Annotated in this window: 18 protein-coding genes; 4 read left to right on the top strand and 14 right to left on the bottom strand. The window is 65.1% G+C overall.

Annotated elements, in window-relative coordinates; all coding sequences use genetic code 11:
* Positions 1 to 112: 112 nt before the first annotated feature.
* The gene (gene asnB, locus GGR00_RS07690; RefSeq protein ID WP_184699012.1) at positions 113 to 1,633 is read left to right on the top strand and encodes an asparagine synthase (glutamine-hydrolyzing); all 1,521 of its coding nucleotides are present in this window, start codon (positions 113 to 115) and stop codon (positions 1,631 to 1,633) included.
* 35 nt (positions 1,634 to 1,668) lie between these two features.
* Here asnB and GGR00_RS07695 read toward each other — a convergent pair whose 3' ends face one another.
* Positions 1,669 to 3,072 (bottom strand): MATE family efflux transporter, encoded by a 1,404-nt coding sequence (locus GGR00_RS07695; RefSeq protein ID WP_184699014.1) that lies wholly within the window; start codon positions 3,070 to 3,072, stop codon positions 1,669 to 1,671.
* Positions 3,073 to 3,256: 184 nt separating this feature from the next.
* A complete protein-coding gene (gene gcvA / locus GGR00_RS07700; protein ID WP_055981136.1) occupies positions 3,257 to 4,150 on the bottom strand; it encodes a transcriptional regulator GcvA in 894 nt (297 codons plus the stop codon).
* 132 nt (positions 4,151 to 4,282) lie between these two features.
* Between gcvA and GGR00_RS07705 the strand changes: the two genes are divergently transcribed.
* Together GGR00_RS07705 and GGR00_RS07710 are read left to right on the top strand one after the other, a co-directional pair.
* On the top strand, positions 4,283 to 4,462 hold the full coding sequence (locus tag GGR00_RS07705) for a hypothetical protein (RefSeq protein WP_244487921.1): 180 nt from the start codon (positions 4,283 to 4,285) through the stop codon (positions 4,460 to 4,462).
* Positions 4,463 to 4,561: 99 nt separating this feature from the next.
* Positions 4,562 to 5,197, top strand: coding sequence for an HAD family hydrolase (locus tag GGR00_RS07710; protein ID WP_184699016.1), 636 nt, complete (start codon positions 4,562 to 4,564; stop codon positions 5,195 to 5,197).
* A 339-nt stretch (positions 5,198 to 5,536) separates the two neighbouring features.
* Here GGR00_RS07710 and GGR00_RS07715 read toward each other — a convergent pair whose 3' ends face one another.
* The 12 genes from GGR00_RS07715 to GGR00_RS07770 form a co-directional block, all read right to left on the bottom strand.
* A complete protein-coding gene (locus GGR00_RS07715) occupies positions 5,537 to 6,295 on the bottom strand; it encodes a class II aldolase and adducin N-terminal domain-containing protein (RefSeq protein WP_184699018.1) in 759 nt (252 codons plus the stop codon).
* Positions 6,296 to 6,357: 62 nt separating this feature from the next.
* Entirely contained in the window at positions 6,358 to 6,993 is a 636-nt protein-coding gene (gene ureG / locus GGR00_RS07720; protein ID WP_184699020.1) for an urease accessory protein UreG, read from the bottom strand.
* On the bottom strand, positions 6,990 to 7,430 hold the full coding sequence (locus tag GGR00_RS07725; protein ID WP_055981150.1) for a DUF3995 domain-containing protein: 441 nt from the start codon (positions 7,428 to 7,430) through the stop codon (positions 6,990 to 6,992). The genes ureG and GGR00_RS07725 overlap by 4 nt, the downstream gene beginning before the upstream one ends.
* The gene (locus GGR00_RS07730; RefSeq protein ID WP_184699436.1) at positions 7,427 to 8,122 is read right to left on the bottom strand and encodes an urease accessory protein UreF; all 696 of its coding nucleotides are present in this window, start codon (positions 8,120 to 8,122) and stop codon (positions 7,427 to 7,429) included. Before GGR00_RS07730 ends, GGR00_RS07725 begins: the two co-directional genes overlap by 4 nt.
* Positions 8,091 to 8,657: an urease accessory protein UreE gene (locus GGR00_RS07735; protein WP_184699022.1), complete on the bottom strand. Its 567-nt coding sequence runs from the start codon at positions 8,655 to 8,657 to the stop codon at positions 8,091 to 8,093. Before GGR00_RS07735 ends, GGR00_RS07730 begins: the two co-directional genes overlap by 32 nt.
* 192 nt (positions 8,658 to 8,849) lie before the next feature.
* Entirely contained in the window at positions 8,850 to 9,305 is a 456-nt protein-coding gene (locus GGR00_RS07740) for a DUF29 domain-containing protein (RefSeq protein WP_184699024.1), read from the bottom strand.
* A 224-nt stretch (positions 9,306 to 9,529) separates the two neighbouring features.
* A complete protein-coding gene (locus GGR00_RS07745) occupies positions 9,530 to 10,075 on the bottom strand; it encodes a peroxiredoxin (protein ID WP_184699026.1) in 546 nt (181 codons plus the stop codon).
* 161 nt (positions 10,076 to 10,236) lie between these two features.
* Positions 10,237 to 11,949 (bottom strand): urease subunit alpha, encoded by a 1,713-nt coding sequence (ureC, locus tag GGR00_RS07750; RefSeq protein ID WP_184699028.1) that lies wholly within the window; start codon positions 11,947 to 11,949, stop codon positions 10,237 to 10,239.
* On the bottom strand, positions 11,949 to 12,254 hold the full coding sequence (locus GGR00_RS07755) for an urease subunit beta (protein ID WP_055981158.1): 306 nt from the start codon (positions 12,252 to 12,254) through the stop codon (positions 11,949 to 11,951). Before GGR00_RS07755 ends, ureC begins: the two co-directional genes overlap by 1 nt.
* A 13-nt stretch (positions 12,255 to 12,267) precedes the next feature.
* On the bottom strand, positions 12,268 to 12,528 hold the full coding sequence (locus GGR00_RS07760) for a DUF1272 domain-containing protein (RefSeq protein ID WP_184699030.1): 261 nt from the start codon (positions 12,526 to 12,528) through the stop codon (positions 12,268 to 12,270).
* 7 nt (positions 12,529 to 12,535) lie between these two features.
* Complete coding sequence (locus tag GGR00_RS07765) at positions 12,536 to 12,838, bottom strand: urease subunit gamma (protein ID WP_184699032.1); 303 nt, start codon at positions 12,836 to 12,838, stop codon at positions 12,536 to 12,538.
* Between the two features lie 15 nt (positions 12,839 to 12,853).
* Positions 12,854 to 13,708, bottom strand: a complete 855-nt coding sequence (locus GGR00_RS07770; RefSeq protein ID WP_184699034.1) for an urease accessory protein UreD — start codon at positions 13,706 to 13,708, stop codon at positions 12,854 to 12,856.
* A gap of 199 nt (positions 13,709 to 13,907) precedes the next feature.
* Between GGR00_RS07770 and GGR00_RS07775 the strand changes: the two genes are divergently transcribed.
* Complete coding sequence (locus GGR00_RS07775; RefSeq protein ID WP_055981169.1) at positions 13,908 to 14,162, top strand: acyl carrier protein; 255 nt, start codon at positions 13,908 to 13,910, stop codon at positions 14,160 to 14,162.
* Position 14,163 lies beyond the last annotated feature (1 nt).

The following is a 14,163-nucleotide window of genomic DNA, read 5'->3' on the forward strand; positions in this document are numbered from 1 at the left end:
GTCGCCTGAGTGACAATTGCCAGTCGCCTGGTTGTCGCGCCAGGCGGCTGCCGCTCCTAGCATCGCTTACATGCCGACCAGACACCCGGCGGCCATGCGGGAGCGAAGCGCCATGTGCGGATTTGTGTGCCTCTGGAACCTCGACGACGAGGCGCTGGCGTCGCGGATGATCCGCAAGATGGAGCACCGCGGGCCCGACGCGCTGGAGGTGGTGCGACCCAGGAATATCCCTGTCGTGATGGCGCATGCCCGGCTTGCCATCATCGGTCCCGAAAACGGTGCCCAGCCGATCTACCAGGGCGACAACATCCTGGTCGTCAACGGCGAGATCTACAATCACACCGACCTCAGGGCGATCCTCGGCGAGAGCGCCTTCCAGACCCGCAGCGACAGCGAGACGGTGCTGCATCTTTTCCGTAGGAACGCGCTGCGCTGGGTGTCGCGGCTCGACGGCATGTTCGCCTTCGTGCTGGCGACGCCGGATCGCATCGTCGCCGCCCGCGACCCGCTCGGCATCAAGCCGCTTTATGTCGCCCATATCGGCGAAGGGCTTGCCTTCGCCTCAGAGCTCAAGGCCTTCGATGGTGTCGATGTCGCCAGGGTCGAGGCGCTCGAACCCGGCGCCATGTTCGACAGCCAGGGCGGCATGCGGCGCTGGTATCGCATGCCGCACGGCGCGGCGGATGCCGAACCCGGAATCAGCGAGGAACTGACCTGGCGCGAGCTGCGGCTGGTGCTGGAAGAAGCGGTGGCCAAGTGGATGGTGGCGGACGTCGAGGTCGGTTCGTTCCTGTCGGGCGGGCTGGACAGCTCGATCATCGCGGCGATCGCCGCCCGGCAGTTGCCGAAACGGCTGAAGACGTTTTCCGTCGGCCTGGCCGGCAGCCCCGATCTCATCGCCGCGCGCCGCGTCGCCGACCACCTCGGCACCGAGCATTTCGAGCATGCGTTTACGCCGGAACAGGTCGCGGCTGTGCTGCCGCATGTCATCTACCATCTCGAAAGCGCCGACATCGATCTGGTGCGCTCGGCGGTGCCGACCCATTTCGCCGCCCGGCTGGCGCGGCGCCATGTCAAGGCGGTGCTGACCGGCGAGGGCGCCGACGAGCTGTTTGCCGGCTACACCTACCACCACGCCTATGTCGACCGGCCGCGCGAGCTGGCCGACGAGCTGACGCGGTCGCTGGGCACCATGCACAACATCAACCTCCAGCGCGTCGATCGCGTCACCATGGCCGAGAGCCTGGAGGCGCGCACGCCCTTCCTCGACCGCGAGCTGATCGACTTCGCCCAGAGCATTCCGGCGACGCTGAAGCTGAGGCGCACCGACCCGGCCTCGCCAGAGAGCACAGGGCCGACGACGGAAAAATGGATCCTGCGCAAGGCCTGCGCCGATCTGCTGCCGCATGACCTGGTCTGGCGCAAGAAGGCGCAGTTCGACGAAGGCTCCGGCGCAGTGGCGGCGCTGGGCGAGGCGTTGCAGGCGATGACCGGCGCGGCCGGGCCGCTAGACCGCGCCGCCGAGGGCGCGGTCTATGAAAGCCTGCTGCGGCAAAGCTATGTCGATCCCGACCGCATCATGATGGCGGCGGGCAAGTGGGAATCGAACCGCGTCGCGATGGCGGTGGCCTAGCCGGCAGGCGCGGCGCCTGCCGGATCACTCGTCCGTCAGATTACCTGCTTGTCCATCAGGCCGAGTTTCTCGCGCCTGAGCCAGCGCCACAACAGCAGCACCGAAACCACGGCGAGGCCGGAGAAAAGGCCGATCCAGATGCCGCGGCCCTCGAAGCCGAAATGGAAAGCAAGGACGATGCCAAGCGGCAGGCCCACGCCCCAATAGCCGATGGCGGCGAGGATCATCGGCACCGTCGTGTCCTGCAGCCCGCGCAACTGGCCCGCCGACACCGCCTGGGCGCCGTCGACCACCTGGAACAGCGCCGCGAACACCAGGAAGCTGACCGCCAGGCCGATGACCTGGGCGTTGGCCGGGTCACCGATGTCGATGAAGGCCGAAATCAGCAGGTGCGGCCAGAACACCATCACCATCGCCATCAACGCCATGAAGCCGACGCCGAGCACATAGGCCGTCCAGCCGGCACGGGTGATGCCGTCATGGTCCTTGGCGCCGAAGGCGAGCCCGACGCGCACGGTGACGGCCTGGCCGAGCCCGAGCGGGATCATGAAGGTCACCGCGCAGATCTGGATGGCGATGGCGTGCGCCGCGAGCGAAGCCGAATTGATCAGCCCCATCAGGAAGGCGGCGGCATTGAAGATGGTGACCTCGAAGGCGAGGATGCCGGAGATCGGCGCGCCGAGCTTGAGCAAGGCCATGAAACGCGGCCAGTCGGCCCGCCAGAAGCGCCCGAACAGTCGGTAGCGGCGGAATTTCTTCTCCGTCATCACCACCACGGCCATGCCGACGAACATCATGGCGCTGGCAATGCTGGTGGCAAGACCGGAGCCGGCGATGCCCATCTCGGGGAAGCCCCATTTGCCGAACACCAGCAGCCAGTTGCCGAGCGCGTTGGCTGCGACCGCCACCGCCATGATGACCAGCGCCCAGCCGGGACGCTCGAGCGCCGAGATGAACGAGCGCAGGACGATGTAGCCGAAGAACGGCAGCGCCGCCCATTGCAGGTGATGGACATAGATGCCGGCCTGTTCGGCGAGCTTGGGGTCCTGGCCCATGACCAGCAGGATCGCCTCGGTGTACCACAGCAGGGCCCAGATGGGGATCGAGATCAGGACCGCCAGCCACAGGCCTTGGCGAACGGTGCGGCGGACATCGCGCACCGAATGGGCCTTGCGGCCGAGTTCGGCCGCCATCATCGGCGATGTCGCGTACATCAGGCCGAGCCCGAAGATCAGCGGCGCGAAATAGAGGTTCGAGCCGAGCGCGCCAGCGGCAAGCGCATCAGGCCCCAGCCGGCCGAGCATCATCACGTCGGTGGCGGTCATGGCGGTTTGCGCCAGGTTGGTGAGGATCATCGGCCAGGCCAGCGCCAGCATTGCGCGGAGCTCGCCACGCCAAGGACTGGCCGGTGATTGCGCGCCGGTTTCGATCGCAGACATGTTTTCCGTCTTTCGTGCCGATATCGCGAGAAATGCCGCAGATATCGTGCGATTCGGCCTCAAAACACCCGATTTTGCCTCGCCGTGGTCCGCTTTTGAAGCAAACCGCCCGGTGTGGCAAGCCGTCAGGGCGGCCAAGCATTGAGCCAGCAGGACGTCGAGTGGCGGCGCACGGCGCTGCCGTTCAGCCGCCGAAGTCGGCGATTTCGGGCAGGATCCACTCGCGGAAGGCGCGGATCTTGGGCACGTTGCGGCGCGCTTCGGGATAGACCAGCCAGTACGCATGGCCGTCGTCGCCGACGATGTCGAAGGGCTGGATCAGCCGGCCCTCGGCGATTTCGTTGGTGAAGAATTTCTGCGTCAGGATCGCCACGCCCTGGCCGGCCATCGCCGCGTTCGCCTCATAGGCCTGCGAGCCCATCGAGGTGTCGGGTCGCCCTTCGAGGCTGTCGATCGGCACGTTCGCCAGTTCGAACCAGCGCTTCCACCAGACATCCGTCGGATCGAGGATGCGGAGCTTGAGCAGGTCGGCCGGCTCCTTCACCCCGCCGATGCTGTCGGCGAGGCGTGGGCTGAGCATCGGCGTGTACTGGGCGCGGAAAAGCAGGTGGGCGACAAGGCCCGGCCATGCGCCGTCTCCCGAGCGGATGCCGATGTCGACCTCCTCGCGCGCGAAATCGACCATGTGGCTGGAGGTGTCGAGCCGCACGGCAATGGCGGGGTGGCGCATCTGGAACGAGCCGATATGCCGCGCCAGCCAGTTGGAGGCGAAGGTCAGCACGGTGGAGATGCACAATGTGCCGCCCGATCCGGCGCGCGCCGCGGCATAGGCTTCGCCCAGTATGTCGAAGGCGTCGCTGACGGCCGGCGCAAGGCGGCTGCCGGTTTCGGTCAGCACTACCTGCCTGGGTTTCCTCAGGAACAGCGGCGTGCCCACCCGCTCCTCCAGCAGCTTGATCTGGTAGCTCACCGCCGCCTGGGTCATGCCGAGTTCGGCCGCGGCCTTGGTGAAGCTGCCATGGCGCGCGGCAGCCTCGAAGACCCGTAGCGCCGTCAGCGGCGGCAGTTGCAGGCTCATGCCCAAGGCATCCTATGCATAAGGGCTCTTAATGGGTCGTGATCGACGTTCGATTGGAAATGCCAATCATTACAAACCAATATGTAGGCCAACGCATCAGCAATCTTCAAGCATCTCATAAGGATGACGATCATGGCCACGCTACAGGCAAGTCTTGTCCATTGCGAGCAGATCAGCTGGACGGCAAGGCTGGCTGCCGCCTTCGGCGTGCGTTCCCGGCGCCGTGTCCTCGATGCCAGGGACCTTTCCGACCACCTCAAGCGCGACGTCGGCTTTCTCGACGGCAACAACCCCTGCGGCCGGCGCCTCTGAAGCCCGGACGCATGCGCATGTGTCCTCGAAGGTCATATGAACGGTTCATTTCCGCCGCCAAAGCTCTTATGAGCAAGGGGGTGAACGAGGACCGGTCAGATGACACCGAAGGCAGTGTACTGGGATATGGACGGCACGCTGATCGACAGCGAGCCGCTGCATGAGCAATCGCTGGTCGCAGCACTGCGCAGCGCCGGCGTCGAGCCGCCGGTCGACCTGCACGCTCGTGTCGTCGGTCAGGCGGCACGGCCGGTCTATGAGGTGCTGCGCGAGCAATTCGGCCTAGGCCTTGAATTCGACGACTGGATCAACCTGAAATACGCCCACTATATGGGGCACGCGCCGGGCCTGCTGCCGCGCGAGGGCGCGATGGAGGTTTTCCGCGACCTGAAGGCCAGGGGCGTGACCCAGGCGATCGTCTCGAATTCCGACCGCATGGTGGTCGACGTCAACCTGCGGGCCGTCGGCCTTCACGAGCCGGCGATGAAGACCATCAGCCGCAATGACGTGCGCAACGGCAAGCCCGATCCCGAGCCCTATCTGCGCGCCGCCTGGCTGACCGGCATCGACCCGGCAGATACCGCGGTGATGGAAGACAGCGTCACCGGCGCCATCGCCGGCGTCGCCGCCGGCATGCGCACCATCTTCTGGCCGCAGGACAGGATCGACGGCCCGCCCGGCGCGCTGGTGGCGCACAGTGCCGAGGAAGTGCGGGCGCTGCTCGGGTTGGGGTGACTGGCTTTCGAACCTGCCTGGGGCGGTTGTCTTGGTGGAGATGTCACAGCATGGGTCCCCGGGTCTGCGCAGTTCGCTTCGCTCCTGCTCCGCCCGAGGATGACGAAGGGAGGGAGCCCCTCGCACATCGTGAACGTCGCTCCCGAAAATACGAGAACTGTCAGCCAACGAACCCGTCAGCCGTTGAACCGTCCGCGCATGCACGACCGTTCGCGATTGGTGGTGACGCCACCCAAACTCGTCATCCTCGGGCGGAGCAGGAGCGAAGCGACTGCGTAGACCCGGGGATCCATGCCGTTACGTTGCAGATGATGCGCACTACGCGAGGCCGCCCGCCTTTCAGTTCCGGTAGACCGGTTCCTGCTCGTCGAGGATGGCCTTGAGCTCGGCGAGGTGGCGTTCGGCCTGGCCGGGGTAGTCTTCCTGTTCCAGCGCCGCCTTTTCGGCGATCTCGTCGGACAGCGTCCGCAGCGGCCGGCCGGTCCACAAGGCCTTGATGTAGGTCTCGCAGGCGCGCTCGAAATAATAGAGCCGGTTGAAGGTGTCGGCGACGCTGTCGCCGATGACCAGCACGCCGTGATTGCCCATGATCATCACCTTGACCTTGGGGTCGGCGAGCAGGCTGGAACAGCGCTCGCCCTCCTCTTCGAAGGCGAGCCCGCCATAGTGCCCGTCGACGACATGGCGGCGGAAGAAGATCGCCGTGTTCTGGTCGATCGGCGGCAGGGTGGAATCGGCGAGCGAGGCGAGCACGGTGGCGTGGATCGAGTGCACATGCATGACGCAGCGTGCGTGCGCGCAGTTGCGGTGGACGGCGCCATGCAGGCCCCAGGCGGTCGGGTCCGGCGCGTTCGGCCCGGTCATGGTCTCGGGGTCGTTGGCGTCGATCAGAAGCAGGTCGCTCGCCTTGATGCGTGAGAAATGAACCTGGTTGGGGTTCATCAGGAACTTTGAGCCATCGTCGTTGACGGCGAGAGAGAAGTGGTTGGCCACCGCCTCGTGCATGTTGAGCCTGGCCGTCCAGCGGAAGGCGCAGGCAAGGTCGACGCGCTCCTCGTAGAACGGCAGGTTGGTCTGCTTGAGCTGGGTGACGGCCATCTCTTCCTCCCTCGCTGGCTGGAGGAAGAATGCCGTGTCATGACCAGCGCGGCAACCGCCGATCAGGCCGGAATCCGCTGGTCCAGCCTCAGCCCGCCATTGTCGACGATGAAGTCGATGACCGCCTCCAGCCCCTTGCCGCGCGAGAGGTCGGTGAAGCCGAACGGGCGCTTGCCGCGCTGGCGGGCGGCGTCACCTTCCATCACCTCGAGATTGACGTTCACATAAGGAGCGAGGTCGCTCTTGTTGATGACCAGGAAATCGGAACGGGTGATGCCGGGGCCGCCCTTGCGCGGGATCTCCTCGCCCTGGCAGACCGAGATGACATAGAGCGTGATGTCGGCGAGATCGGGCGAGAAGGTGGCCGCGAGATTGTCGCCGCCCGACTCGATGAAGACGATGTCGAGGTCGGGGAATTTTCGGTTCATCTCGGCGATGGCCTGCAGATTGATCGAGGCGTCCTCGCGGATGGCGGTGTGCGGACAACCGCCAGTCTCCACGCCCATGATGCGCTCTTCCGGCAGCGCCTGCAGGCGGGCGAGCAGCAGCGCGTCCTCCTTGGTGTAGATGTCGTTGGTGACCACCGCGATGGAGAACTCGTCGCGCAGCGCCTTGCACAGCTTCTCGGTCAGCGTCGTCTTGCCCGAGCCGACGGGGCCGCCGATACCGATGCGAAGCGGGCCGTTTTTCGAGGTCATGGCTGGAATCCCTTGATGGCGAGGAAGGCGAAGCCTGCGCCGATGAACAGGCACAGCGGCGAATAATACAGCCGGTCGAGCCGGGCGAAGGGCATTTCCGGCGTCAGTCGACGCCATGCCGGGGTGAAGCCGGCGATGCCGCGGCCGAGAAAGACCAGCGCGATCATCAGCGCCGAGGCAGCCAGGCCTTCCCTTGGAAAGGGCGTGGCGAACACGCCGACCAGCGCCAGCGGCCACAGCGTCGCCAGCAGCAGGCAGGCGGCAACCGTAAAGCAGGCGAAGGGCGTGGGCATGGCGTCGATGCCGCGGAAGCCGGCGATGGCCCGGGCGCAGGAGGCCTGGTCGGTGCCGGGCCAGACGCCGCCGAGGCCCCAATAGACGTGCAGCGAGGTGAGCAGGTAGAGCACCGCGGCGAGCGCGAAGGCGACGTTTGTCATGAGCGGAAAAGCCTTGAGTGCTGGGTTTCGTGGCGCATGGCCACGATGTCGGAGGCGATGGCGGCCGAGCCGAGGTCGTCGAGGCTCGAGCGCGCGGCACGGGAAGCGACCGTCAGGGCCGTCGGTTCGAACCCGGCAATGATGCCCGTCGCTGCGACCTGGCCGACGACGCCGAGGCGGATCGCCGCCTGGACGAGATTGGTCGAAAACGCCTGCAACCAGGCCGCAAGCCCATCCTCGAGGGCAACGCCATGGGCCCCTGCAACCGCGCCTACGGCAACGCAATAGGCGCACTCTGCCGGCAGTCTTTCGAGCACCGGATGCGGCCAGGCCGAGGCGGCGGCGAGGAAGGCCTGTCCCTGCAGCATCGTTTCCATGTGTCGTTCGCGCGACCCGGCCAGCGCTTCGGCGAGTTCGGCAATTTCGACAAGGTTTCCGTCGGTGCCGGCGCGGCGCCAGCTTTCCGCGAACAGCACCGTGTCGTTCCAGCCGGAGCCGAGTTCGGCGAGCGCGGTCAGCCATACGGCCAGGTCGTCGCGGCTGGCAACAAGCCCGTCATTCACGGCACGTTCGAGGCCATGGCTGTAGGAGAAGCCGCCGACCGGGAATGCCGGCGATAGCCACGCCATCAGCCGCAGCAGCGCGGCACCCTTGCCAGGCTCAGTCATGATGGTGATGGTGGCCGCCGCCATGATGATGGTGATGGTCACCGTGATCGTGGTGGTGATCCCCGTGGTCGTGCGAATGGCCGTGGGCATGGCCGTTTCCGTGGTCGTGGCCCTGGCCGGAATAGGCGCCGCGCACCGTTTCGAACGGCTCCAGGACATCGCGGACCCTGGCACCCAGGCCTTCGAGCATCGCCTTGATGACGTGGTCGCGCAGGATCAGGATGCGGTCGGCCTCGATCGCCGCCGCGAGGTGGCGGTTGCCGATATGCCAGGCGAGCTGCGTCAGGTGCACCGCATCGCGGGCGCGGATTTCGTAGAGCTCTTCGTCGGCGGCGAAGATCTCGGCGTGGCGCCCGTCGTCGAGCACCAGCACATCGCCGGTTTCGAGCACCACTGGCTCGGCCAGGTCGACCAGCACGCGGTCGCCATGGACCAGTTCGATGGCGCGGCGGCGGATGTGGCGTTCGTCATGGGCAAGCACGGCAAGGTCGAACGGCAGCGGGCGCTGCGCGTCGGCACGGATGGTCTCGGCGCGAATGAAACGGGAGGCGCGCAGCATCGGTAAGCTCTTTCCTTTCACGTGAAGTCGGGGCTTTAGCCTGTTCGGGCGATGGTGTCGAACAGGACCAAAACCGCGATATCTGACGGGTTACAGTAGCCGTGATGATGGCGCGTTGGAATTGCCCGCCGCGGGCGGCGATGGCGACAAAGTGCCACCAGCACAGGTGCTGACACCTCGATTTGCGGCCAATTACTGCGGGAAGAACTCCAAATCGAGGACCTGACTAATGCTGAAAGGGCAATCTGACGGGAAGGCGTCTGCAAGCAGTCCGGTTTCGGTGGCGGCGTTCGACCGTGCAAGCGCATATTCCTCGGCCAGAACCTTCCTAGGATAGCTGTTCAGGCTTGGGCTGTCCTTGACCACCCGCGAAATCCGCCAACGCTGTTCGGTAATCGTTGCTTTCCAGCTTCCCGCCCGCTGATCCGGCTGAAACCGCCATTTCAAAAGATGGACAAGCAGCACATTGAGCCTGCTTTCGATTTCGCGTTTGTCACTGCGCCCCAAGCTTTCGATCTCCTCGGCGAGATTTTCCCGGTCGAGCGCCTGCAGATTTCCTTCGCGCAGCAGTGCGCCTTGCTCTGCGCACCAGCGAGCATAGTCGGCCCCGTAGGGCGTCAATTGCGGTTTGCCGAAAATCTTGTTCATGGCACGTATCCTGCGCTGAAACAGGCGATCCGCCAACAGCTTTGGAGCAAGTGGAGCCTGACAAGATCGGCAATCCCGGTCAAATCACGCTATTTTCCCTTTCGCGGGATACTTACGGGTTTTTGCAATTGTCAAACCGTGTGCAATCCAGCTTGACCCTATTCATGAAAAAACCCCGGCGCGCGGGTGCGGCCGGGGTTCGATCTTGGCGAAAGCGCTGGTGCTTATGCGGCTTTGGCGACGTCGTCGTTCTTCAGTGCTTCAAGAATGTTCTGCGGCGAGGAAACGCCGTAGGGATCGCTGTCGCAATTGTCGGAGAAGCCTTCTTCCTCGAACCACTTCTCGATGCGGCCGTTGTTGATGACGGCGGCATAGCGCCACGAGCGCATGCCGAAGCCGACATTATCCTTGGCAACCAGCATGCCCATCTTGCGGCTGAATTCGCCCGAGCCGTCCGGGATCAGCTTCACCTTATCGAGGTTCTGCGACTTGCCCCAGGCGTTCATGACGAAGGCGTCGTTGACCGACAGGCAGTAGATCTCGTCGACGCCCTGGGCCTGGAACTCGCCGAACAGCTTCTCGAAGTCGGGCAGCTGGTAGGTCGAGCAGGTCGGGGTGAAGGCGCCCGGCAGCGAGAACAGCACGACGCGCTTGCCGTCGAAATAGTCGGCCGAGGTCTTGTCTTCCCAGCGGAAGGGATTGGGGCCGCCGACGGCCTCGTCGCGCACGCGGGTGCGGAAGGTGACGGAAGGAACTTTCTTCCCGAACATGTATGTCTCCATTTCCAAGATGGCAGAAGCCCCCCGATCTTGGGGCTCGGTGGTCCTGCCGAATTTTTGCTAGCGGAGGCTAGATAACAATTGGCCGGAGGCTGTTCCAGCATTGCCGCCGTGGCATCAGGTCGCGGGCCTGCCCCACGGGCAGGAATCCGTCAGAACAGGAAGTAGCGCTGCGCCATCGGCAGCACCGTCGCCGGCTCGCAGGTGAGCAGTTCGCCGTCGGCGCGCACCTCGTAGGTCTCCGGATCGACTTCCATCACGGGCATCGCGTCGTTGAGGATCATCGAGCGCTTGCCGATGCCGCCGCGGGTGTTTTCGACGGCCACCATCTGCTTTTCCACGCCGATGCGCTGGCGCAGGCCGCCCTCCAGCCCGGCCTTCGACACGAAGGTGATCGAGCTGTTGGTCAGCGCCTTGCCATAGGCGCCGAACATCGGGCGGAAATGGCTCGGCTGCGGCGTGGGAATCGAGCCGTTGGGGTCGCCCATCGGCGCCGTAGCGATCCAGCCGCCGAGCAGCACCATGTCGGGCTTCACGCCGAAGAAGGCCGGGTTCCACAGCACGAGATCGGCGCGCTTGCCGACCTCGATCGAGCCGATCTCGCGCGACATGCCATGCGCGATGGCCGGATTGATGGTGTATTTGGCGATGTAGCGGCGGGCGCGGAAATTGTCGCTGTCGCCTTTTTCGCCCGGCAATGCGCCGCGCTGGCGCTTCATCTTGTCGGCGGTCTGCCATGTCCGGATGATCATCTCGCCGACGCGGCCCATGGCCTGGCTGTCCGACGAGATGACGGAGAAGGCGCCGAGGTCGTGCAGGATGTCTTCCGCCGCGATCGTCTCCTTGCGGATGCGGCTTTCGGCGAAGGCGATATCCTCGGGGATCGACGGCGACAAATGATGGCAGACCATCAGCATGTCGAGATGCTCGGCGATGGTGTTGACCGTGTACGGCCGCGTCGGGTTGGTCGAGGCCGGGATGACGTTGGGATACTGGCAGACCTTGATGATGTCGGGCGCATGGCCGCCGCCGGCACCTTCGGTGTGGAAGGAGTGGATGGTGCGGCCCTTGAAGGCTGCGACCGTGTCTTCGACGAAGCCGCCTTCGTTCAGCGTGTCGGAGTGGATCGCCACCTGGATGTCGTAGGCGTCGGCGACCGAAAGACAGGTGTCGATGGCCGCCGGCGTCGAGCCCCAGTCCTCGTGCAGCTTGAGGCCGCAGGCACCGGCCAGCACCATCTCTTCCAGTGCGCCCGGCAGCGAGGCATTGCCCTTGCCGAACACGCCGATGTTCATCGGCAGGCCGTCGAAGGCCTGGATGATGCGGGCGATGTTCCATGGGCCGGGCGAACAGGTGGTGGCGAGCGTGCCGTGCGCCGGGCCGGTGCCGCCGCCGACCATGCAGGTGACGCCCGAATTCAGCGCCTCGTCGACCTGCTGCGGCGAAATGAAGTGGATGTGGGTATCGATGCCGCCAGCCGTCAGGATCTTGCCTTCGCCGGCGATGATCTCGGTGCCCGGGCCGATGATGATGGTGACGCCAGGCTGGGTATCGGGGTTGCCGGCCTTGCCGATGGCGGCGATGCGCCCGTCCCTGAGGCCGACATCGGCCTTGTAGATGCCGGTGTGGTCGAGGATCAGCGCATTGGTGATGACGCAGTCCATCGCCCCTTGGGCGCGGCTGAGCTGGCTCTGGCCCATGCCGTCGCGGATGACCTTGCCGCCGCCGAACTTCACCTCCTCGCCATAGACGGTGAAGTCGTTCTCGACTTCGATGAACAGCTCGGTGTCGGCAAGCCGCACCTTGTCGCCCACCGTCGGGCCGAACATCCGGGCATAGTCGGGACGGGAGATCTTCGCTGGCATCAGAGTTTTCCCATCACCTTCTTCTGGAAGCCGTAGACCTCGCGCTTGCCGCCGAGCGGCACTAGCGTGACGTCACGTTCCTGGCCGGGCTCGAAGCGCACGGCGGTGCCGGCGGCGATGTCGAGCCGCATGCCCCGCGCCTGTTCGCGGTCGAATTTCAGGCCGTTGTTGGTCTCGTAGAAATGATAGTGGCTGCCGACCTGGATCGGCCGGTCGCCCGTGTTGGCGACCTTGAGCGTGACCGTCGGCTGGCCCTTGTTGAGCTCGATCGAGCCGGGGGCGGGAATGATTTCGCCGGGGATCATGGCCGGGAGCTCCTCAAGCCGCATTTCTTGGCAATGGCGCGCAGCCTTCGGCTTTCAGCACGCGCTTGGTCGAGGCGGGGTATTTCGCAAGCATGGCAGCGGGCCGGATCGGCCGGGCGGAGAAATTGCCGCCGCAATTGGGGCAGGTGCCGCCCAGCACACCTTTCGCGCAGTCGCTGCAGAAGGTGCATTCGAAGGTGCAGATCACCGCGTCGGCAGCTTCGGGCGGCAGGTCGCGGTCGCAGCATTCGCAGTTGGGACGCAGTTCGAGCATGGCGGCCTCAGCGAATGGGTTCGTGCACGGTGACCAGCTTGGTGCCGTCGGGGAAGGTGGCCTCCACCTGGACGTCGTGGATCATCTCGGCGATGCCCTCCATGACCTGGGCACGGGTGATGACATGGGCGCCGGCTTCCATCAGCTCGGCGACGGGGCGGCCGTCGCGCGCGCCCTCGACGATGAAGTCGGAGATCAGCGCCACCGCCTCGGGATGGTTGAGCTTGACGCCGCGTTCGAGCCGCTTGCGCGCCACCATCGCCGCCATGGCGATCAAGAGCTTGTCCTTTTCCCTTGGCGTCAGGTTCATTCGGGCACCGAAATCCTAGAGTGACCACAGTCTGGGCAAGCCTGCCTGTCCGTTGAGCAGGGCGACCAGGGGCATGAGTCGTTTACGTAGCTGGTAGCCGTCCTCGGCGTAAAGCCTCGCAAGAAGCTTGCCAGTTCCGGCCACATTCCAGGCGCTGATGCCGCCATCGTCGCCGATGATTCGCCGCGCCGGTTCCACCAAGACCTCGGTTTCGCCGGAGATCAAGAGCAGCGTTGCCATGGCGATGCGCCCACCGGCCGATGCCGGTTTGGCGAGCATCGTTTCCATCTCGGGGCCGACCGAAAATTCTTCGGCGTGGACGAGTTTTCCCTCGCAGCGGATGCGCCAGCGGTCGCGGAACAGGCCGCTCCTGGCGCGCTCGCCCATGGCGCTGCGGCCGAAGACCGTCGCTTCGACGACCAGCGCCTCGGCGCCTGCGGCGAGGTCGACGTCGAGCGAACGCGAGAAGGCCGAGCGGTCGAAGACGATCGTCTCCTGCGGCAGCCATGCAAGCCGGCCGCCATGGCCGACCGTCAGCCGTACGTCCACTTCGGCCCGGCCGGCCAGAGCGCGGTAGACCTTTTCGCACGCCTGGGTGGTGATCGACGCCCGTGCATCGGCACCGACGGCGACCTCCCATCCGATACGGTCGCCGCCGGTCAGTCCGCCGGCCATGTTGATCAGCACCGCCTCCAGCGGCTCAACCCCGGTGTCGGGCAGCCTGATCTTGGCCGCGCCGTCCTGGTAGAGGCGGGCGAGGCGGCTGCGCCCGGCGCGATGCTCGATCTCGATGCGGGCGCGTGCGGCCACGCGTTGCGAGGAAATCGCTGCTGCGTCCGCCGCCGCGGATAGGGATACGTTGAAGGTCATGACGCCCTGAGGTTTAGCCGAGACGACGCGTTTGTCGACATATAGCTTGTTGCCTCACGGCGTTTCCGTTTCTATAGAGGGATGCCTTTTTGGCTCATTTCGGGGGCGAACAGTGCAATTCGGGCCTGCAACAGGCCCGGCGCGACAATCGCGTGACGCATGCCCGGCAAGTGTAAGAGAGTTCTGGGGAAGGGTACTGATGGCTGACAAGCTGGCAACGGAAATCATCGACAAGATCAAGGCGCATGCAGAGACCGGCGGCGAAGAGATCACGCTTGATACCGAATTGACCGCGCTCGGCATCCATTCTCTCGAGTTGACCGAGATCATCTTCGATCTCGAAGAGGAATACGGCATCGAGATCGAGATGAACACGGCCGATGCCTGGAGCAGCCTCAAGAATGTTGGCGACATGGTTGAAGCCGTACGCGGCCTGATTGCACAAAAAGCCTGAC

It is taken from the genome of Aminobacter aganoensis, from assembly GCF_014206975.1.
GTDB classification, from domain to species: domain Bacteria; phylum Pseudomonadota; class Alphaproteobacteria; order Rhizobiales; family Rhizobiaceae; genus Aminobacter; species Aminobacter aganoensis.

Coding starts and splice junctions, on each gene's coding strand:
- asnB (WP_184699012.1), top strand. CDS start 113: ATGTGCGGATTTGTGTGCCTCTGGAACCTCGACGACGAGGCGCTGGCG.
- GGR00_RS07695 (WP_184699014.1), bottom strand. CDS start 3,072: ATGTCTGCGATCGAAACCGGCGCGCAATCACCGGCCAGTCCTTGGCGT.
- gcvA (WP_055981136.1), bottom strand. CDS start 4,150: ATGAGCCTGCAACTGCCGCCGCTGACGGCGCTACGGGTCTTCGAGGCT.
- GGR00_RS07705 (WP_244487921.1), top strand. CDS start 4,283: ATGGCCACGCTACAGGCAAGTCTTGTCCATTGCGAGCAGATCAGCTGG.
- GGR00_RS07710 (WP_184699016.1), top strand. CDS start 4,562: ATGACACCGAAGGCAGTGTACTGGGATATGGACGGCACGCTGATCGAC.
- GGR00_RS07715 (WP_184699018.1), bottom strand. CDS start 6,295: ATGGCCGTCACCCAGCTCAAGCAGACCAACCTGCCGTTCTACGAGGAG.
- ureG (WP_184699020.1), bottom strand. CDS start 6,993: ATGACCTCGAAAAACGGCCCGCTTCGCATCGGTATCGGCGGCCCCGTC.
- GGR00_RS07725 (WP_055981150.1), bottom strand. CDS start 7,430: ATGACAAACGTCGCCTTCGCGCTCGCCGCGGTGCTCTACCTGCTCACC.
- GGR00_RS07730 (WP_184699436.1), bottom strand. CDS start 8,122: ATGGCGGCGGCCACCATCACCATCATGACTGAGCCTGGCAAGGGTGCC.
- GGR00_RS07735 (WP_184699022.1), bottom strand. CDS start 8,657: ATGCTGCGCGCCTCCCGTTTCATTCGCGCCGAGACCATCCGTGCCGAC.
- GGR00_RS07740 (WP_184699024.1), bottom strand. CDS start 9,305: ATGAACAAGATTTTCGGCAAACCGCAATTGACGCCCTACGGGGCCGAC.
- GGR00_RS07745 (WP_184699026.1), bottom strand. CDS start 10,075: ATGTTCGGGAAGAAAGTTCCTTCCGTCACCTTCCGCACCCGCGTGCGC.
- ureC (WP_184699028.1), bottom strand. CDS start 11,949: ATGCCAGCGAAGATCTCCCGTCCCGACTATGCCCGGATGTTCGGCCCG.
- GGR00_RS07755 (WP_055981158.1), bottom strand. CDS start 12,254: ATGATCCCCGGCGAAATCATTCCCGCCCCCGGCTCGATCGAGCTCAAC.
- GGR00_RS07760 (WP_184699030.1), bottom strand. CDS start 12,528: ATGCTCGAACTGCGTCCCAACTGCGAATGCTGCGACCGCGACCTGCCG.
- GGR00_RS07765 (WP_184699032.1), bottom strand. CDS start 12,838: ATGAACCTGACGCCAAGGGAAAAGGACAAGCTCTTGATCGCCATGGCG.
- GGR00_RS07770 (WP_184699034.1), bottom strand. CDS start 13,708: ATGACCTTCAACGTATCCCTATCCGCGGCGGCGGACGCAGCAGCGATT.
- GGR00_RS07775 (WP_055981169.1), top strand. CDS start 13,908: ATGGCTGACAAGCTGGCAACGGAAATCATCGACAAGATCAAGGCGCAT.